The sequence below is a fragment of the Agrobacterium cavarae genome (genome assembly GCF_004310285.1).
Lineage (GTDB): Bacteria > Pseudomonadota > Alphaproteobacteria > Rhizobiales > Rhizobiaceae > Agrobacterium > Agrobacterium cavarae.
This window is the reverse complement of sequence record NZ_SISF01000034.1, coordinates 386,062-405,461: the sequence shown is the minus strand read 5'-3', so window position 1 is coordinate 405,461 and position 19,400 is coordinate 386,062. Positions and strand designations below refer to the sequence as shown.

The window sequence follows — 19,400 nt, the reverse complement described above, 5'->3', positions numbered from 1 at the left end:
CGACAACGGAACTCACGATCGAGCTCCGTTGTTTTTGTCGTGTAGCTGCCTATATTTTAAACTGGCACCAGCAATTGAAAGGGCCAGCACATTTCTACACGCGATACGTCGAACGAATCCATCATTCCCGAGCTCGAAAAGCGGCGCGATGACATGCGCGCGGTCGTCCTCGTCCCGCAGCTAAAGCAGCAGCGTGACCATCGCGAGGCGACGGCGACAGCGCCTCTGCGGTCCATGGAGGCCAAGCTCGAAGAAGCCAAAGGTCTGGCTCTCGCAATTGACCTCACCGTCACACAAGGCCTGATCGTCCCCGTCAGCCAGCCGCGTCCAGCGACCCTGTTCGGCACCGGTAAGATCGAAGAGATCGGTCATCTGCTTGATGAAACGGATGCGGGTCTGGTGATCGTCGATCACCCTTTGACGCCGGTTCAGCAACGCAATCTTGAAAAGCAGTGGAACTCCAAGGTCATCGACCGGACCGGTCTTATCCTTGAGATTTTCGGACGCCGCGCCTCCACAAAGGAAGGCACGCTGCAGGTCGATCTCGCCCATCTCAATTACCAGAAGGGCCGCCTCGTCAGAAGCTGGACCCACCTTGAGCGCCAGCGCGGTGGTGCCGGCTTCATGGGTGGTCCGGGTGAAACGCAGATCGAAGCGGATAGACGTCTTCTCCAAGACCGTATCGTGCGTCTCGAGCGCGAGTTGGAGCAGGTGGTGCGGACCCGCCAACTGCATCGCGCCAAACGCCGTAAGGTGCCTCATCCGATCGTCGCGCTGGTTGGCTACACCAACGCCGGTAAGTCGACGCTGTTCAACCGCATCACTGGCGCGGGCGTGCTGGCAGAAGACATGCTGTTTGCCACGCTAGATCCCACGCTTCGCCGTATGAAACTGCCGCATGGGCGCACCGTTATCCTCTCGGACACGGTCGGTTTCATCTCCGATCTGCCGACCCACCTGGTCGCCGCCTTCCGCGCAACGCTGGAAGAGGTCCTGGAAGCCGATCTCGTTTTGCATGTGCGCGATATGTCGGATCCCGACAATGCCGCACAGGCTGGCGATGTCATGCGCATTCTTGGCGATCTTGGCATTGACGAAAAGGTTGCCGAGGAACGGATCATCGAGGTCTGGAACAAGGTGGACCGGCTGGAGCCGGAAGCACATGACGCCATCATGCAGAAGGCAGAGGGAAGGGCGAATGTCCGTGCTGTCTCCGCACTGACAGGCGAGGGTGTCGATGCGCTGATGGACGATGTTTCTGTTCGTCTGTCGGGCGTCCTGACGGAAACCACGATCGTGTTGAGCGTCGATCAACTGCCGCTGCTCTCATGGGTTTACGACAATGCCATCGTCGATGGCCGCGAAGACCGCGAAGACGGTTCTGTTGCGCTCGACATCCGGCTTTCGGGAGAGCAGGGGGCAGCGCTGGAGCGGAAGCTCGGTCTCGGTGCCAAGACGCAGTCGGAAGACTGGGAACGGTGACGGCGATATCTCGCCGAAACCGTTCTGATAAAGTGTGACGCCACTATGCGATGTGGGAGCAGGGCGAAACAACAACTTGAAGCGTGGACGTGAACATGAAAGATCGCGGCACGTTTTAGAATCGATAGCAGCATCGCATATCAACTATGTCCTCAGTCACGGTCGCGTTTTGCGAGGCCTTAAGGTTGGGAATGTCCATTAGCTGATAATCGCGTGGCGAATATGATGTGAGCGGATATTGATGTTGCCGGAATTAGATCTTCCAACTGTCCTCATTCTCCACAAGCTTTCCTTTGTCGTTGCCGGCCTTTGCTTCATCTACGTTCGCTCTCAATCCCGTGAAAGCGTTGGTCTTGGCCTTTTGGCGGTGGGCTTCTTTCTTGTTGCGCTGGCGTCGATCCTGGTTGGGGCTGGATCGCTTTTGCAGGGGCGCGCTTATGTTTTCGCAATGGCGGGAATGCTTGCAGGCCTTTTCGGATACGCCGTCTTCTGGATTGGCATGTGCCGCATCAGCAGGCAGAGGAAGAGAAATCGTGAATGGCTGGTTCTGGCTCTGCCGGTCGTCATCTGCCTGTTGATAATCGCCGCAGGCCTCTACGATTTGCCACATAGCAGAACGATTGCGTTCCAGACTACGGCCGCAGCCTTGCTTTTCGCGTCTGCACTTACGGTTCGTGCCGACAACCTTACAGAGCCGCTCCCCGTTAGAAAGCCCTTGGCGATGTCGATCCTCATCGCCGCTGTTCTTACACTGCTCGTAGCGGTCGGGATCGCCTTTCCTCTGAAAGCGATGAACATCGCAAGAAACGCATTTTTCGCCTCCATCATTTGCCATTTCGCCATTGCGTTCTTCGTCATGGCGCTCGTCAAGGAACGCACCGAAGAGCGGTTGAGAGGCTTGGTCGGGCTTGACGTTCTGACGGGCGTGCCGAACCGGCACTCCTTCCGTTCGCGGCTTCCAGAGACCATTCGCTATGGCGATGCAATCGTGATGATCGACATCGACCACTTCAAGCGGATCAATGATACGTTCGGCCATCTCGCCGGCGATGAGATCCTGGCGCGCGTGGCAAGAGAACTCTTCACCCGTATCCGCCCGGTGGACAGCTTTGCCCGCTTTGGCGGTGAGGAGTTCATCCTTTATCAGCCGGATATTGGCAAGGAAGAGGCGCTGGCGTTTGCTGACTCGCTCCAGAAGGTCGTAAGCTCGATCACGCATGTGATGGACGATCAAACCGTGACGGCGACTTTGAGCATGGGCATCGCGGTGGGCGATGAGAAGACAAGCACTGCAATGTCGCTGCTCAAGAAGGCAGACATGGCGCTTTACGCATCGAAGGCCGCCGGCCGTAACCGTTTGACGCTCTATCGCGCCGAAGACTTCGTCAATGAGCAGTTCATGCGGAGAAACAACGACACCTGAAGCGCCAGTCCGACGGTCATCCGAGCTGTCGCTCGATCGCTTTTGCCGCCTGCCACAACTCCTCCATTCGCTCTAGGCTTGCTGCCTCAAGCGTTTCCCCGGAGGCGGCAAGCGAGGTTTCAATGTGGCGAAACCGACGGCGAAACTTGGTGTTGGTGCCGCGCAGTGCGTTTTCGGCGTCGACTTTGACATGCCGACCGATATTGACCATAGCGAAGATCAGATCGCCCAACTCGTCACTGATACTCTCGGACCGGCCTTCGGCAAGCGCCTGTCTCAGTTCCCCGATCTCTTCTTCGATCTTGTCGAGGATCGGCTCTGCCGCCGACCAGTCGAACCCCACGCGCGCGGCCTGTTCCTGAAGCTTCAGAGCCTCTGTCAGCGCTGGCTGGCTGCGCTGGATCGAGCCCAGAAAACCCGCCTTCGCATCGTCGCTCACGCCACGCGAGGCGCGTCTTTCTAGCCGCTCCCGCTTCTCCGCAGCCTTGATCTGATCCCATTGCAGCTTCACCGATTCCGGCGTGTCCGCGTCGGAAACAGCAAAGACATGAGGATGACGGCGGATCATCTTCGAGGTCACGGCATGGACGACATCGCCAAAGGAGAATGCTCCCATCTCCTCGGCAATGCGGGAATGAAAGACGACCTGCAGCAGGAGATCTCCAAGCTCTTCGCAAAGATCGTCCATGTCGTTGCGCTCGATCGCATCCGCCACCTCATAGGCTTCCTCAATCGTATAGGGTTTGATCGTCTCGAATGTCTGGACGATATCCCAAGGACATCCTGTCTCAGGCTCTCGCAACGCCTTCATGATCTCGATGAGACGGGAGATATCTGTCGAGGCTTCCATGGCGCTGCTTTCCGGACTGTCAGTTCAAGGGGATATTGTTGTCGGACTTACCCGACTGGTAGCTGTTGGAGAGGTCGTTATAGACCGTTTTGATCCGCGCCGTCTGCTCCTGCAGCTTCGTTTTCAACGGTTCGTCCTCCGCTGCTACCAAATCGGCAATGAAGTAGGAGTGCCAGAAGGCGTTGCTGCGCCGATAGCCGCCAGGCTCCAGACCGAAGACTTCCTTCAGGATCTTCAGATCGTGCGGAATGGCGAAAGCGTCACGGGAATCTTCGTGGCTGAAGAAGGAGTAGAAATTGTCGAAACCCGCCCAGGTAATCGCCGACATGCACATGGTGCAGGGTTCATGCGTGGAAAGGAAGATCAGGTCTTTCGTGTCCGGCTTCTCGCCCAGTTCGTAGAAACGCTTCAGGGTGTGAACCTCGCCGTGCCACAAAGGGTTCTCGAGCTCATTATTGGTTTCGGCGACCACCAGCGACAGATCGGACTTGCGCAGAATGGCCGCTCCGAAGACCTTGTTTCCCAGCGCAACACCGCGGCTCGTTAGTGGCAAAATGTCATGTTCGATCACGTCAAGAAGGCGGGAGGCCAAAGATTGCTCTGTCAAGATATGCACCCTTATTCTGTGGCAGTGAGGTTCCTGGCCGGTTTCAGCCGGAAACAACGGAGAAATATAGAATTTTGATAGAAAATACCATCCTTTAGGCACGGTGTGGCCGCTTGGTCCCTACGGTTGCTTTTCCTCAAAAACGTCGCTTGCCGAGAAATAATAATCTACGGCATTATGATGTTGGAATTTTCGTGCCTTCAACCTTTTTCATCGATCGGCGATATTGCGACCATGTTTGAGACAACCGCTTCCCGCACCGAAAACCGTCTGACGACCTTCCCCGCCTTCTTCAAGGTGGAGGGTAAGTACGTTGCTGTCTTCGGCAATGGCGATGAGGCTTACGCCAAGGCGCGGCTTCTTTCAAATACCAATGCGCTGATCGTTGCCTTCTCAGACGATCCACAGTCCGACTACGCGGCCTTCCTCGACAAAGAGCAGATCAAGGTGGTCGCAGAAGCCTTCGCAGTGCATCAGGTGGAGGGCATGACGCTAGTCTTTGCTGCCACTGGCGATGAAGCGCTCGACCGTCAGATCGTGGATGCGGCGCGCGCAAAGTCCATCCCCGCCAACGCCGTCGACCAGCCGGGTTACTGCGATTTCTACACGCCGGGCCTCGTATCGCGCGCACCTCTTGCCGTCGCCATCTGCACGGAAGGTGCGGGACCTGTGCTCGGCCAGATTGTTCGTGCACGCATCGATCAGATGCTGGCGCCGTCGCTCGGTCGTCTTGCCCGCCTCGCGGTGGAATATCGCGATGCCGCCGAGGCCAGCATTCCGAAGGGTGCGCTCCGCCGCAACTTCTGGCGTCGCTTCTTCTCCGGCAGCGTGGCAGATGCTGTCGCACTGAACGACGTCGATGCCGCTCACGCCGCAGCCGAGAAGCTTCTTCTCTCGCCTGAAAGCCCGGAAGGCTATGTCTGGCTGGTGGGTGCTGGGCCGGGTGCGGAAGATCTGCTGACGCTGCGGGCGCAACGCGTTCTGATGCAGGCGGATGTGATCGTCTACGATGCGCTTGTGCCGCAGGAGATCGTCAATATGGGCCGTAGGGACGCGGAGCGCCTCTCGGTCGGCAAGCGCAAGGGCTGTCATTCCAAGTCGCAGGAAGACATCAACAAGCTGTTGGTGTCTCTCGGCCAGGAAGGCAAGCGCGTCGTTCGTCTGAAATCCGGCGATCCACTGGTCTATGGCCGCGCGGCCGAAGAAATGGCGGCACTGCGCGAAGCGGGCATCGGGTATGAGATCGTGCCTGGCATCACCTCGGCCTTTGCCGCGGCAGCTGACTTCGAGTTGCCTTTGACACTGCGCGGCGTCGCATCGTCGCTGATCTTTACCACGGGCCATGATCTTGCAGGCGATATCCTGCCGGACTGGGCGCGTCTTGCGGTCTCAGGTGCGACCATTGCCGTCTATATGGGCCGTAGCGTCGCGGCGTCGGTGGCAACAAGACTGATGAGTGCTGGCCTGAATGCCGACACGACGGTTGCCGTCATCGAGAATGCCAGCCGCAGCTATCGCCGCCTGATGCACGGCACGTTGAAGGATTTGCCGGATCTTGAGCATCGCGATGAGTTGACCGGTCCGGTCATGGTGATCATCGGCGATGCGGTCGCCGGTGCGAATTTCGAAAGGTCCGAAGCGCTGGCGGTTTCGCCGCTCAGCGCCCCGATCGGACAGGAGTATGCAAATGGTTGATAAGGTACTGACCGCCAATCGTCTGAGCGATGGCATTGCTGTCTGGCTCGACGCGAACGGACAATGGAACGAGGATCTGCAGTCGTCGCTTGTCGCGCGTCATGCGGAAGCCGTCGCTTCGCTGGAAGAAATCGGCAAGCGTGATTTCTCCGCCAACAAGGTCGTGGACGTCAACATCATCGACGTGGCCGAAGAGGATGGCCGCCTGTGGCCGACGCGTCTGCGCGAACGCATCCGTGCGGCAGGCCCCACCATCGAATACGCCACAGGCTACAAGCCTGCTGACGCAGCATTTATCGCAGTCTGAGGAAGATCATGTACCGTTATGACGAGTTCGACCACGCTTTCGTAAAGGGTCGCGTGGAGCAGTTTCGCGATCAGGTGGAGCGCCGCCTGTCCGGTGAGCTGGCCGAAGATGCGTTCAAGCCATTGCGTCTAATGAACGGCGTTTATCTTCAACTGCATGCCTACATGCTGCGCGTTGCGATCCCCTATGGAACGCTGAACTCCAAGCAGATGCGGATGCTGGCCCACATTGCCCGCAAGTACGATCGCGGCTATGGCCACTTCACCACGCGCCAGAACATCCAGTACAACTGGCCACGCCTTGCCGATACGCCTGCCATCCTGGAAGAACTGGCAAGCGTGGAGATGCATGCGCTACAGACCTCCGGCAACTGCATTCGCAACGTCACTGCCGACCACTTTGCAGGTGCGGCGGCAGACGAGGTGGCCGATCCACGCCCCTATGCGGAAATCCTGCGCCAATGGTCGTCGGTGCATCCGGAATTCTCGTTCCTGCCACGCAAGTTCAAGATTGCCGTAACAGGTGCGGAGCGCGATCGCGCCGCCATTCAGGTTCACGATATCGGTCTGCATCTCAAAAAGAACGACATGGGCGACATCGGCTTTGCGGTTTATGTCGGAGGCGGGCAGGGCAGAACGCCGATGATCGCCAAGAAGATCCGCGACTTCCTGCCCGAAGAGGACCTTCTGTCCTACACCACCGCCATCATGCGCGTGTACAACCTGCATGGCCGTCGCGACAACAAGTACAAGGCGCGCATCAAGATCCTCGTGCATGAAACGGGTGCGGAAGAACTGGCGCGGCAGGTCGAGGCAGAGTTCGTTCACCTGAAGAACGGCGAACTGAAACTTCCCGACGCGGATATCGCTGCGATCACCACTTACTTCGCGCCGCCGCAGTTGAAGGACCGTCCGGAAAGCTGGGAAAGCCTTGCGCGCTGGAAGAAAGCGGACGCGGATTTTGCGCGGTGGGTGGATCAAAACGTCCAACCACACAAGCACCCCGACTACGGCATGGTGACGATCTCGCTGAAACCGATCGGCGGCATTCCGGGCGATGCATCCGACGGGCAGATGGATGTTGTCGCAGACATCGCCGCAGAATACGCCTTCGATGAAATCCGCATCAGCCATGAGCAGAATATTATCCTGCCGCATGTCGCACTTGCCGATCTGGAGCCGGTCTATCGGGCGCTCCAGGGCGCAGGCCTTGCAACCGCCAATGCCGGTCTCATCACCGATATCATTGCCTGTCCTGGCTTGGACTACTGCGCGCTCGCCAATGCACGCTCCATCCCTGTCTCGCAGGAGATCTCCAGACGTTTTGGTTCTCCAGAGCGTCAGGCCGAAATCGGTGAGCTGAAGATCAAGATTTCCGGCTGCATCAACGCCTGTGGTCACCACCATGTTGGCCATATCGGCCTGCTGGGCGTGGAGAAAAAGGGTGCCGAACTTTACCAGATCACGCTGGGTGGTTCAGGCGATGAGAATTCGTCGATCGGCGAAATCATCGGTCGCGGCTTCGAGCCCGAGAAGGTGACGGACGCGGTGGAGACGATTGTCGACACCTATCTTGGCCTGCGCTTATCGAAGGAAGAAACTTTCCTCGAAGCCTATCGCCGTGTTGGACCGCAGCCTTTCAAGGATGCCCTTTATCCTGCAGCCGCAGAAGCTGCTTGAGGACTATGGAAATGACGAAAATCTGGAGCGAACAAGGCTTCGTTGAAAACGACCCTTGGATCATCGAGACCGACGAAGTCAAGGCGGGCGAGGGGCAGAATATGGTCCTGTCGCTCGATGCCTTTTTGACGCGAGCAGCTGAGAGCAATGATGTCGGTCTTGGCGTTCTCATCACGCCAGCGGATGATGTGACGAAACTGGCCCCCTTTATTGATCGCATCGCGCTTGTTGCCGTCAGCTTCCCCGCCTTCAACGACGGGCGAGGCTTCAGCCATGCGTCGCTCCTGCGCACGCGCTTGAACTACCAGGGCGAGTTGCGGGCTGTCGGTGACGTCTTGATCGACCAGGTGCCATTGATGCTGAGAACCGGTTTCACCAGCTTCGCAGTCACGAACGAGACGGCGATCCGCCGCCTGTCGGAAAACCGCTTGCCGGGCATCGATGTCTATTACCAGCCGACGGCCAAACCTGCTGCGGAGGGTGAGACCTATAGCTGGCGGCGCCGTGCTGCAGTTTGATGTCTTGCGCCGAAACATGAGTTATTGATACATATTTCTACCTGCATAGCTCCAATGACGTTCCTGTACCTTCAAAAGGCAGTGCGGATGGTGTATTTCCCCGCCTCAAGAATGTATGGCTTTTTGTGAAATGGACGGAAGAAGAATGAACGCTCCTGCCAAAACGGAAGAATTTGCGGTCAAGATCCCGGACGGCGTCTACGCCGAAACGGTTCTTTCGGTTGAGCATTACACCGACCACCTGTTCCGCTTCCGTATGACGCGCCCGGCTGGCTTCCGCTTCCGCTCTGGAGAGTTCGCGATGATCGGGCTGATGGTTGGCGACAAGCCGATTTATCGCGCTTATTCGATCGCCAGCCCGGCCTGGGATGAAGAGCTTGAATTCTTCTCCATCAAGGTGCCGGATGGGCCGCTCACCTCCCACCTGCAGGCGATCAAGCCCGGCGATACCGTGCTGATGCGCAAGAAGCCGACAGGGACGCTGGTCCTTGACGCACTGACCCCTGGCAAGCGCCTCTACATGTTCTCGACCGGCACGGGCATTGCGCCTTTCGCAAGCCTCATTCGCGACCCTGAGACCTACGAAAAATTCGAGGAAGTGATCCTCACCCACACCTGCCGCGATGTCGCCGAACTGAAATATGGCTTCGACCTTGTGGAAGAGATCAAGAACCATGAGTTCCTGAGCGAGATTGCCGGCGACAAGCTCAAGCATTATGCGACGGTGACGCGTGAGGAATATCCCTTCAAGGGCCGTATCACCGATCTGATTGCAAATGGAAAGATGTTCGCCGACCTTGGTGTTCCAGCTCTCGATCCGGCGATTGACCGCGGAATGATCTGCGGCTCGTCGGCCATGCTGAAAGACACCAAGGAGCTTCTGGAGAAGGCTGGCCTGACCGAAGGCGCCAACAACAAGCCCGCTGAATTCGTCATCGAGCGTGCCTTCGTCGGCTGATACCGTTTTGAAATCTAGAGAAAAAGGAGGCCCCGTGCCTCCTTTTTTGGTTTCAGCGCTGTCTGGACTCAGGCGTCCTCGGGCTCATTATCGGGGACGATGTCTCGTCGGTAGAAAATAAAGAGCAGAATGGCAATTGCCGCGACACCACCGCCGACAAGATGCGAGAGCGCAAACCCGCCCTCAGTCGTCAGCCATCCGGCCACACCGTTGCTGAGCGACGCACCGATACCCTGAACAGTCATCACGCTTGCTAGGCCAACATTGAAGCGTCCGGTGCCCTTCAATATTCGCTCCACAGCAACCGGCGTTGCAATGCCAAGAAGGCCAGCACCGATGCCATCCAGGAGCTGGACCGGATAGACGACCCAGAACTGTTCGAAGGACGCTGCCAGCAGTCCGCGTATGGGTAGGGCCGCGAGTGCGATCAGGAACACGGCAGAAAGCCCGAAGCGGCGGATCAGCCATGGGGCGAGCGCTGCCACGAAGATCATGGCGAACTGGGCAACGCCCGTGATGATCGCCGTTGTCTTGAAGGGCGAGTTGAGTTCGACGGCAAAATCCTGAGCAATCAGTCGACCCATCGGGGCATTGCCGAAATGGAAGATCAGCAGAATGATGGCAAGCAGGATGAGCCCTCGCTCGTGCCACAACACGCCAAATCCGGAAGGCCCGGGCTCACCCTCATCGTGACCTAGACCACGCGCCACCTTGTGGTCGATCTGGTTGGGGTCGATTGCCGTGATGGCAATCAGCGTTCCGATGGCGGTGATGACCATCAGGCCAATGACGCCGGGAATGCCGAAATAGGAGACGGCGACATAAGTGGCAAACAAGGAGGCAAAATTGCCACCATGGTTCCAGAATTCGTTGCGCGAGATTTGCTTGGAGAACAGCTTCTCTCCAACGAGGCCGAGCGTCAAACCAGCAAGCGCTGGACCGACAGTCGCGCCGACAACCGCCGTCATGATCTGACCACCCCAGACGATGGTCTCAGTCGGGAAGATCAACGTCAAAAGTGCACCCGCGGTCACCAGAATGACCGGCACGGCGATGAGTGCTCGCTTCCAGGTGGTTCCATCGACCAGCGCACCGCAAAGTGGTGTTGCGGCAAGACCAACAAGGCCGCCAACGGTTGCAATGATCCCCAACTGCATCGGCGACCAGCCATTGGTTGCCAGAAACGCGTCGAGGAACGGGCCTAGCCCATCGCGCGCATCTGCCAGAAAGAAATTCAAAATGGCGAGGGCGAATAATGTGCGGTCGCTGATACCGCTGGATCGGCCAGGAGAGGCTCGTCCCGGGAAAGAAGAGGTGAGGAATGTCATCGGCGCGTTTCCGGAGAGGGGTGAAGCGAGCCAAAAACGCACGAAAACGTTATTGGTTGCTATGGACCATAACGATCTAAATTAGGAACTCTATGGACGTCTTCGCCGTTCGCACTCCTTGATAGGGAGCGATCACCATGAAACTGAAGACAGCCTGCCTTTTTGCCTTTGCGGCAATGATCTCCACACCTGCTGCAGCGGACGAAACTGCGTTTTTATCCTCGCTTGGTGGAAGCTGGAAAGGCAGCGGCACGGTCACGACGCGCATCGGCTCTCGCCCGGTCAATGTCAACTGCACCTTCCAGACGACAGCATCCGGACCATCGTTACAGATGCACGGCACATGCCGTGGCTTCGTTGTCGTGCGCCGATCAATCTCCGCCGACTTGACGGCTCGTGGCACAGGATACAGCGGAAACTATATCGGCCCGTCGGGGCGCCCATCTGCCCTCAGCGGTAGCCGTCGAGGCGACAATATCAACCTGACTGTCCGCTGGAACCGAGACATCAACGGCGATCGCGTGGCAGGCATGACCATCAGCAAGCTTGGGCGCGACGGCTTGAGGCTGCGCACGACGGACAAGGACGGCGCCAATGGGCCTACCGTCACCACTGCGGACATCAGGCTGACGCGATAAAGTACGGCGCGAACATGCTACAGGATAGCGAGAGTTTAGGCGGCTTCGTCGAGATCCGCGACCGTGGTATTTCTGCCCGCACCTTTCGATGCATAGAGTGCTGCGTCTGCGCGTGCATAAGCCTGGTGAAAGCTTTCCTCTGGCTTTAGCCGCACGACACCAAAGCTCGCCGTCACCGGGTTATCTACATCAATGTCTGGGTAAAGAGAGGACACGCCCATGCGCAGGCGCTCAACGCGCTCGAGCGCATCTCTCCCGTCGCTGGAGGCGATGAAAAGCGCGAACTCCTCACCACCCATTCTGCCAGTAAGATCGTGATTGCCTGCCGCGGCCTGCAGATGACGGGCAAAGCGACGGATGACCTCGTCGCCGGCTGCATGACCAAGCCTGTCATTGATGGATTTGAAACGATCGAGATCGGTCGCGACGATAAAGCCGGTTTCATTCGATGCCAAGCGCTGGGAAGCGAGCCGCTCCTCAAAGCCCCGGCGGTTGAGCAGATCGGACAGGTAGTCATACTGCGCTTGCTTCTGCAGCTCTCCGGCAAGATCCGCCGCCAGGATGAAAAGCGTCAAGATCCCCGTCGCCATCATGCCCGTCGGCGTGCCGAGCGACAGGACAATGATGAAAGACGCCTCGGCTATTTCACCATTCGGTCTGGCCATCCAAGCCGCAATGCCGACCGACAGGATGTAGAGCCCAAAGAATGCCAGCGCCAAGCGAACCGGTGAAGACAGCCCTTTTGCATGCCTGGGCAGGAAGACGATCATTCCAACGAAGAGCGCATCGGCCGCTGACGTCATCATCCGCGACGCCATGCGCCACTCGAATGGCTGCTCGCTCCAGAACACCACAATGGCGACAGCAGACAATGCCCATAGCAGTGAGATCAAACGATGATCGAGATTGGCACGGGAACGGAACCCGATTGCCAGAAGCGCGAAACTGCCGATGGAAGACTGACAGGCGAGCATCGCCATGACGCTCTGATACTCCGGCCAGACGACGCCAAACACCCGGACACCATGCCCGACCGCCGAAAACATGAAGGACAAAGCCCAGAACACGGCGTGGAACTGCACCCCAAAACGCCGCCATGCCACGAGCAGGGCAGTGCCGAAGAACAGGCTGACGAAGACAATGCTGAGCGATGTGGCGATAGGAGAGAGCATAGCCAAATTTTTAAAGAAACAGATGTCGACTGCTTCTATACGGCCTTTGGCGTGATCCGCACAACGGCTCTGCCGGACATGTTGAAACGACGGCTATCAAATCGTGAATCATGGCGGGCTCTAACGAAAGAAGCCCGGATCGCTCCGGGCTTCGTCAGTGGATTTTACTCCGCTGCTTCCTGATACTCGCTCATTGGCGGGCAGGTGCAGACGAGGTTACGGTCGCCATAGACATTGTCGATACGGTTGACCGGCGACCAGTACTTGTCCACGCGGAAGGAGCCGGGCGGGAAGCAACCCTGTTCGCGGCTGTAGGGGCGGTCCCATTCGCCGACGAGGTCTTCGACCGTGTGCGGGGCGTTCTTCAACGGGTTATTGAGTTTGTCCGCACGGCCTTCCTCTATGTCGCGGGCCTCCTGACGGATCGTCAGCATGGCGTCGCAGAAGCGGTCGATTTCAGCCTTGGTCTCCGACTCCGTCGGCTCGATCATCAGCGTTCCAGCCACCGGCCAGCTCATCGTCGGCGCGTGGAAGCCGCAGTCGATGAGGCGCTTTGCCACATCATCCACGGTCACACCGCAGCTGCCATTGAGCGGGCGCGTGTCGATGATGCACTCATGCGCCACGCGGCCAGCCTCTGACTTGTAGAGGACGTCATAGGCGCCCTTCAGGCGTGCGGCGATGTAGTTGGCGTTGAGGATCGCAACCTTGGTCGCCTGCGTCAGCCCTTCGCCGCCCATCATCAGGCAGTAGCTCCAGGAGATCGGCAGGATCGACGGGGAGCCGAACGGTGCGGCAGAGACCGCCCCAGCGCGACCGTCGCTTGCCGGGTGACCGGGAAGGTAGGGGGCAAGGTGGGCCTTGACGCCGATTGGACCCATGCCTGGACCACCACCACCATGCGGAATGCAGAAGGTCTTGTGGAGATTGAGGTGGCTGACGTCGGAACCGATATCACCAGGACGGGAAAGTCCGACCATGGCGTTCATGTTGGCGCCGTCCAGATAGACCTGTCCGCCATGCTTGTGCACGATGTCGCAGATTTCGCGAACCGTCTCTTCAAACACGCCGTGGGTAGACGGATAAGTGATCATGCAGCACGAGAGGTTTTCCGCATACTGCTCTGCTTTTGCACGGAAATCGTCGATATCGACGTCACCGTTTTCCTTCGCCTTGACAGGAACGACCTTCATGCCGACCATCTGTGCGGAGGCAGGGTTGGTGCCATGTGCCGACGTTGGGATAAGGCAGACATCGCGATGCGCGTCGCCACGAGCCAGATGGTAATTGCGGATCGTCAGCAGGCCCGCATACTCGCCCTGCGCGCCGGAATTTGGCTGCATGGAGAAGGCGTCGTATCCGGTCACAGCGCAGAGCTTGGCGGAGAGATCGTCGATCATTTCCTTGTAGCCCAATGCCTGGTCGGCTGGGACGAAAGGATGGATGTCGGAGAATTCCGGCCAGGTGATCGGCAGCATTTCCGCGGTTGCGTTCAGCTTCATCGTGCACGAGCCGAGCGGGATCATCGCCCGGTCGAGCGCCAGATCGCGGTCCGAAAGACGACGGATGTAACGCGTCATTTCGCTTTCGGCGCGGTTCATGTGGAAGATCGGATGCGTCATGTAAGCGCTTGTACGCAATAGATCTTTCGGCAGTCGATAATCCGGCTCGAAGTCGGAGATCGAGAAGTTGCCGCCAAAGGCGCGCCAGACCGCTTCCAGCGTTGCCGGGCGGGTGCGCTCATCAAGGCTCATGCCGATCTTGGTGGAGCCCACCTTGCGAAGGTTCACACCTTCGGCAACCGCGGCCCGCAGGATCAGCGCCTGCATGTGGCCGACCTCGACCGTTATCGTGTCGAAGAAGGTGTCCGGCTCTATCTTGTAGCCAAGCTTCTCCAGACCCTTGGCCATCAGCACCGCTTTCTGGTGCGTTTGCTGGGCGATCGCCTTGATGCCCTGCGGACCGTGGAAGACGCCATACATCGACGCCATTACGGCAAGCAGCACCTGTGCGGTGCAGATGTTGGAGGTCGCCTTCTCGCGGCGGATGTGCTGCTCACGGGTTTGCAGCGACAGGCGATAGGCACGGTTGCCTCGGGCGTCGACAGACACGCCGACCAGACGGCCTGGCATGGAGCGCTTATGGGCATCCTTGACCGCCATGAAGGCTGCATGCGGCCCGCCGTAACCAACCGGAACGCCAAAACGCTGCGAAGAGCCGATCGCGATATCGGCGCCCATCTCACCCGGAGACTTCAGAAGCGTCAGCGCCAGCAGGTCGCAGGCAACGGCGGCGATCGCACCTGTCTGGTGCAGGCGGGAGATAAGGCCTGAGAAATCGCTCACATGGCCGTGCGTACCGGGATACTGGAAGATCGCGCCGAAGACATCGACCGGATCGAGATCGGTGAATGGATTGCCGATGACGACTTTCCAGCCAAGCGGCGCGGCGCGCGTTTCGATCAGCGCGATTGTCTGCGGGTGGCAATTGGAGTCGACGAAGAAGGCGTTCGCCTTGGATTTCGCCACGCGCTGGCACATGGACATGGCTTCGGCAGCAGCGGTGGCTTCATCGAGAAGCGAGGCGTTGGCAACGTCGAGGCCGGTCAGGTCGGAGATCATCGTCTGGAAGTTGAGAAGCGCTTCGAGACGGCCCTGCGAGATTTCCGGCTGATAGGGCGTGTAGGCCGTGTACCAAGCGGGGTTCTCCAGAATGTTGCGCTGGATGACTGGCGGCGTGATCGTGCCGTAGTAGCCCTGGCCGATCAGGGAGGTCAGAACCTTGTTCTTGTTCGCCGTCTCGCGCATGCGGTCGAGTGCTTCGCGTTCGGTCAGCGCAGCACCCCAGGCAAGCGGGTCCTTCTGACGGATGGAGGAGGGCACTGTCGCGTCGATGAGCGCGTCGAGGCTCTTATAGCCAATGACCTTGAGCATCTCATCCATTTCCGTCGGCGACGGACCGATATGACGACGATTGGCGAAGTCATAGGGCTGGTAGTCGGTGAAATGAAATTCAGTGGGCGTGTTCATTACGCGACCAGCTCCTTATAGGCGGCTTCATCCAGCAGCGCATCGGCATCGGCGGCGTTGGAAAGCTTCAGCTTGAAGAACCAACCGGCACCCTGCGGGTCGGAGTTGACCAGCGACGGATCGTCGACGATCGCCTGGTTGATCTCGACGATCTCGCCGTCCAGCGGACAATAGACATCCGACGCGGCCTTGACGCTTTCAACGGTTGCGGCTTCGCCGTTCTTGGAGAAAGTCGCGCCGACGTCCGGCAGTTCAACGAAAACCAGATCGCCGAGTTGTTCTGCGGCGTGCGTGGTAATCCCGACGGTGGCGACATCGCCTTCGATCTTCAGCCACTCGTGTTCCTGGGTAAATTTCAGCATGGGTTTCTCCGCAGATTAGCGCTTATAGGTGGGTGTGATGAAGGGCAGGGCAGCGACGGTGACCGGAAGGTACTTACCGCGCACCTCGGCGAAGATCGCCGTTCCAGGTGTCGTGTAGTCGGTGGGCACGTAGCCCATGGCAACGGGGCCTTCCACAGTGGGGCCGAAGCCGCCAGAGGTAACCTCACCGATCTCGGTCTTGCCTTCGGCATCGGCAAACAGCTTGGAATGACCGCGCACCGGCGCCTTGCCTTCGGGCTTCAGACCGACGCGGCGACGGCTCGTGCCATTGCCAAGTTCGCCAAGAATGCGATCGGCACCTGGAAAGCCGCCTTCGCGGTCTCCGCCGGCACGACGCGCCTTCTGGATGGCCCATTCCAACGATGCTTCGATCGGCGATGTCGTGGTGTCGATGTCGTTACCATAGAGGCAGAGACCGGCTTCGAGCCGAAGACTGTCGCGCGCACCAAGGCCGATGGCTTCGCAATCGGGATGTTCGAGCAGGGCTTTGGCAAGCTCCTCGGCCTTGTCGGCCGGAACGGAGATTTCGAAACCGTCCTCACCCGAGTAACCGGAGCGCGACACGATGCAGGGAACGTCATGCAGCGGAATTTCGCGCACATCCATGAACTTCATGTCGGAGACGCCCGCCCAGAGTTCCGCGAGAACAGCCTCTGCACGCGGACCCTGAAGCGCGATTAGCGCCCGATCGTCAAGCAACGTGATCTCGCAGCTGTCAGAAAGATGCGCCTTCATATGCGCGAGATCGGCATCCTTGCAGGAAGCATTGACGACAACGAACAGATGGTCGCCGAGATTGGTGATCATCAGGTCGTCGAGGATGCAGCCATTCTCATCGGTGAAGAAGCCGTAGCGCTGGCGACCAGCTTTGAGGCTGAGGATATCGACCGGCACCAGCTTTTCCAAAGCAAGGGCGGCATCGTCCACCTTGCCGGACTTGGCCTTCAAGATAACCTGGCCCATGTGGGAGACATCGAAGAGACCGGCCGACGCACGGGTATGAAGATGTTCCTTCAGAACGCCCGCCGGATATTGCACAGGCATGTCGTAGCCCGCAAAGGGCACCATGCGGGCACCGAGGGAGAGATGCAGGGAATGGAGTGGGGTGACTTTCAGCTCGGCTGTATCGGCCAAGGATGCCTCCGGGGTAGCGCGTTCGCGCGGGCTCATGTTCGTGACACTCTGCGAGCGTCGGGTTCAAGAGCCCCCTCTGTCCTTGTCGCCTGAGATTGTTATCCCTTCGGCGAGCCTGCCCTTATAAGTGCAAGGAGGCTTCTCTCCAGAGTTCCGTTCGACCGTTGGTCCTTTTGCCTGAGAGTTTCCGGGGCGGTTGCTCCTTCGGCACCGCATCGAAGCGGTTTCTCCCAACGGTATGTAAGCTCATTATCTGTGAAGCTCTCAGATTGGCAAGGACCAAATGACGCAGGTAAACAGTTTTTTGTTCAACCTGCGTCATTTGCTTGTCATCCGGTCGACCACGCCGTTTCTCAAAGCGGGCCGAAACTTAAGCGTCCTTTTTCTCCGGGAGCTTCTTCCGCTTCGTGGAGGCCATATCTTCAAGTTCTTTTTCTGTCATGGACTTAGCCATGCTTTTTGAAGCGCCTTGTAAACGGGATTTCGGCATGTCACCTCGCTTTGCGGCGAGAGCGGCGCCTGCGGCTTTCTGCTGGGCTTTGGATTTTGCTGGCATGTTCAACTCCTCGGTGATGCGTTGCGTCCTGCAGATCAAACGCCAGCCATGGGGAGCTGTTCCGCGACACGCCGAGTGGCTCTTTGATTTTTGGATCAAAGCGCGGTATCGGAGTGATCATGAGGGTGTTCGAAAGCAACAGGGCAAAGACAATCGAGTCTGTGCTGCGCATGGTCTGCGCCGTACTGATGCTGTCTCTCGGCTTTGCGCATAAGCCGGTTCAGGCTGCGCCTGTCGCCGCACTTGATGAAGCCTACCGGTTGCCGGATGGCACCTTTGCCGAGATCTGCTCCGAGCATCTGCCGCAAAATCAATCGCAGCATGGCAAGCACGAAGGCGGTGCGATCCTCTTTTGCGAGGCTTGCCTGCTGGCATCCTCCATTCTTCTGCCAACGCCACTTGCAGATGATGGCCTCAATCCCAATCCGGCGTCGCTCGAAAATACGCTTCCGCAACAGCAAGAAGCGCTCACTCTTTCAGAGCTGCGCACCAACCGTGCCCGCGGACCGCCATCCTCAGCTTTCTGATCCCTTCGCAAACAATGCCGCAGCGCGGCACCTCAAAAAGACGGACTGCCAGATAAGCAGCCGCAAGGATCGAAAGATGACAACCATCAAGCACGCCACATTCGCAGCTTTTGCAGCCGCCCTCTCGACCACCTCCGCCTTCGCCCATACAAGCTTCGTCAACGGCACGGCGGAAGAAGACAGCACCATCGTCGCGGCCCTTCAGGTGCCGCATGGCTGCGAAGGCGGTCTTGCGACGACAGAGGTTCAGGTCGTTTTGCCCGAGGGCTTCATCTCCGCCAAACCGCAGCCGAAAGCCGGCTGGGAGCTGGAGATCATCAAGGGCGACTATCAGAAGACCTACAAGAACCACGGAAAAGACGTGAAGAGCGGGCCAGTCGAAATTCGCTGGAAGGGCGGCAACCTGCCGGATGATTATTATGACACCTTCAACATCCAAGGGAAGGTCGCAGGTGTTGCGGCAGGCAAGACGCTTCCCTTCAAGGTAAAGCAGCTCTGCAGCGACAAGGGCACCGCAAGCTGGGATCAGATCGCCGCAGAGGGCCAGGACCCTCATTCACTGGACAATCCCGCACCGGTCATCCGCATCACGGCCAAGCAGAATGGCGAAGGCGAGGGGCATGCGCACCATGATCACGGCGCCATGGCAGATACGACCGCTTCCGCCGGCGTGGTCAAAGCAGGGGACCTGGAACTGTCTCAAGCATCCACCAAAGCCATGTTGCCCGGACAGCCGGTCGGCGGCGGCTTTGTCACCATCCGCAACACGGGCACCTCTGACGATCGGCTTGTTTCGGTCTCGTCACCCCTGGCAGGTCGCGCCGAAATTCACGAAATGGCCATGGCCAACGACGTCATGAAGATGCGCAAGCTGAATGACGGTATCGTCGTGCCGGCTGGTCAGACGGTGGAGCTTTCGCCGGGCGGTCTCCATTTCATGTTCTTCAACGTCAAGAAGCCGTTCGCCGAAGGCGATAAGGTTCCCGTGACCCTGACTTTCGAGAAGGCCGGAAAGGTCTCGATCGAGCTTCCCGTCGGTCCCGCCAATCCGGGTGAGGCGAAGCACAATCACAATTGACGGCTCTCAAAAGATGGCCGCCGGGATGAATCGACA

Annotated in this window: 18 protein-coding genes and 1 riboswitch; of the genes, 10 read left to right on the top strand and 8 right to left on the bottom strand. The window is 58.6% G+C overall.

The window, feature by feature from the left end; all coding sequences use genetic code 11:
- The first annotated feature begins 153 nt into the window (after positions 1-153).
- Together hflX and EYC79_RS22780 are read left to right on the top strand one after the other, a co-directional pair.
- Positions 154-1,482: a GTPase HflX gene (hflX, locus tag EYC79_RS22785; protein WP_130979599.1), complete on the top strand. Its 1,329-nt coding sequence runs from the start codon at positions 154-156 to the stop codon at positions 1,480-1,482.
- Between the two features lie 241 nt (positions 1,483-1,723).
- Entirely contained in the window at positions 1,724-2,905 is a 1,182-nt protein-coding gene (locus tag EYC79_RS22780) for a GGDEF domain-containing protein (protein ID WP_130979598.1), read from the top strand.
- 16 nt (positions 2,906-2,921) lie between these two features.
- Here EYC79_RS22780 and mazG read toward each other — a convergent pair whose 3' ends face one another.
- Positions 2,922-3,755 carry a nucleoside triphosphate pyrophosphohydrolase gene (mazG, locus tag EYC79_RS22775; RefSeq protein ID WP_130979597.1) on the bottom strand — a complete coding sequence of 278 codons (834 nt, stop codon included), beginning with the start codon at positions 3,753-3,755 and terminating at the stop codon, positions 2,922-2,924.
- A 19-nt stretch (positions 3,756-3,774) separates the two neighbouring features.
- Positions 3,775-4,362, bottom strand: coding sequence for a deaminase (locus tag EYC79_RS22770; protein WP_130979596.1), 588 nt, complete (start codon positions 4,360-4,362; stop codon positions 3,775-3,777).
- Between the two features lie 234 nt (positions 4,363-4,596).
- Between EYC79_RS22770 and cysG the strand changes: the two genes are divergently transcribed.
- The 5 genes from cysG to EYC79_RS22745 all read left to right on the top strand — a co-directional run bounded on the left by cysG (position 4,597) and on the right by EYC79_RS22745 (position 9,519).
- The gene (cysG, locus tag EYC79_RS22765; RefSeq protein ID WP_245495347.1) at positions 4,597-6,057 is read left to right on the top strand and encodes a siroheme synthase CysG; all 1,461 of its coding nucleotides are present in this window, start codon (positions 4,597-4,599) and stop codon (positions 6,055-6,057) included.
- The gene (locus EYC79_RS22760) at positions 6,050-6,364 is read left to right on the top strand and encodes a DUF2849 domain-containing protein (RefSeq protein ID WP_062437505.1); all 315 of its coding nucleotides are present in this window, start codon (positions 6,050-6,052) and stop codon (positions 6,362-6,364) included. Before cysG ends, EYC79_RS22760 begins: the two co-directional genes overlap by 8 nt.
- A gap of 8 nt (positions 6,365-6,372) precedes the next feature.
- The gene (locus tag EYC79_RS22755; protein WP_113260617.1) at positions 6,373-8,043 is read left to right on the top strand and encodes a nitrite/sulfite reductase; all 1,671 of its coding nucleotides are present in this window, start codon (positions 6,373-6,375) and stop codon (positions 8,041-8,043) included.
- Positions 8,044-8,054: 11 nt separating this feature from the next.
- Positions 8,055-8,561 carry a DUF934 domain-containing protein gene (locus EYC79_RS22750; protein WP_130979594.1) on the top strand — a complete coding sequence of 169 codons (507 nt, stop codon included), beginning with the start codon at positions 8,055-8,057 and terminating at the stop codon, positions 8,559-8,561.
- A gap of 145 nt (positions 8,562-8,706) precedes the next feature.
- Positions 8,707-9,519 carry a ferredoxin--NADP reductase gene (locus EYC79_RS22745; protein WP_062425338.1) on the top strand — a complete coding sequence of 271 codons (813 nt, stop codon included), beginning with the start codon at positions 8,707-8,709 and terminating at the stop codon, positions 9,517-9,519.
- 68 nt (positions 9,520-9,587) lie between these two features.
- On the opposite strand, the gene EYC79_RS22740 is transcribed toward EYC79_RS22745, so the two are convergent.
- Positions 9,588-10,847, bottom strand: coding sequence for an MFS transporter (locus EYC79_RS22740; RefSeq protein WP_130979593.1), 1,260 nt, complete (start codon positions 10,845-10,847; stop codon positions 9,588-9,590).
- 137 nt (positions 10,848-10,984) lie between these two features.
- Here EYC79_RS22740 and EYC79_RS22735 point away from each other — a divergent pair, with 137 nt between their 5' ends.
- The gene (locus EYC79_RS22735) at positions 10,985-11,485 is read left to right on the top strand and encodes a hypothetical protein (protein ID WP_130979592.1); all 501 of its coding nucleotides are present in this window, start codon (positions 10,985-10,987) and stop codon (positions 11,483-11,485) included.
- 35 nt (positions 11,486-11,520) lie between these two features.
- On the opposite strand, the gene EYC79_RS22730 is transcribed toward EYC79_RS22735, so the two are convergent.
- From EYC79_RS22730 to EYC79_RS22710, 5 genes are all read right to left on the bottom strand, one after another.
- Positions 11,521-12,657: a GGDEF domain-containing protein gene (locus tag EYC79_RS22730; RefSeq protein WP_130979591.1), complete on the bottom strand. Its 1,137-nt coding sequence runs from the start codon at positions 12,655-12,657 to the stop codon at positions 11,521-11,523.
- Between the two features lie 164 nt (positions 12,658-12,821).
- On the bottom strand, positions 12,822-15,686 hold the full coding sequence (gene gcvP / locus EYC79_RS22725; protein ID WP_130979590.1) for an aminomethyl-transferring glycine dehydrogenase: 2,865 nt from the start codon (positions 15,684-15,686) through the stop codon (positions 12,822-12,824).
- Entirely contained in the window at positions 15,686-16,048 is a 363-nt protein-coding gene (gene gcvH, locus EYC79_RS22720; protein WP_062437495.1) for a glycine cleavage system protein GcvH, read from the bottom strand. Before gcvH ends, gcvP begins: the two co-directional genes overlap by 1 nt.
- Positions 16,049-16,063: 15 nt before the next feature.
- Positions 16,064-17,203, bottom strand: coding sequence for a glycine cleavage system aminomethyltransferase GcvT (gene gcvT, locus EYC79_RS22715; protein ID WP_165457106.1), 1,140 nt, complete (start codon positions 17,201-17,203; stop codon positions 16,064-16,066).
- A gap of 155 nt (positions 17,204-17,358) precedes the next feature.
- Positions 17,359-17,446: riboswitch (glycine riboswitch) on the bottom strand.
- A 127-nt stretch (positions 17,447-17,573) separates the two neighbouring features.
- The gene (locus EYC79_RS22710; protein WP_062598387.1) at positions 17,574-17,759 is read right to left on the bottom strand and encodes a DUF3008 family protein; all 186 of its coding nucleotides are present in this window, start codon (positions 17,757-17,759) and stop codon (positions 17,574-17,576) included.
- 119 nt (positions 17,760-17,878) lie between these two features.
- On the opposite strand from EYC79_RS22710, the gene EYC79_RS23880 reads away from it, so the two are divergent.
- Positions 17,879-18,286 carry a hypothetical protein gene (locus EYC79_RS23880; RefSeq protein ID WP_245495346.1) on the top strand — a complete coding sequence of 136 codons (408 nt, stop codon included), beginning with the start codon at positions 17,879-17,881 and terminating at the stop codon, positions 18,284-18,286.
- Positions 18,287-18,362: 76 nt separating this feature from the next.
- On the top strand, positions 18,363-19,364 hold the full coding sequence (locus EYC79_RS22700) for a copper chaperone PCu(A)C domain-containing protein (RefSeq protein ID WP_130979588.1): 1,002 nt from the start codon (positions 18,363-18,365) through the stop codon (positions 19,362-19,364).
- Positions 19,365-19,400: the final 36 nt, after the last annotated feature.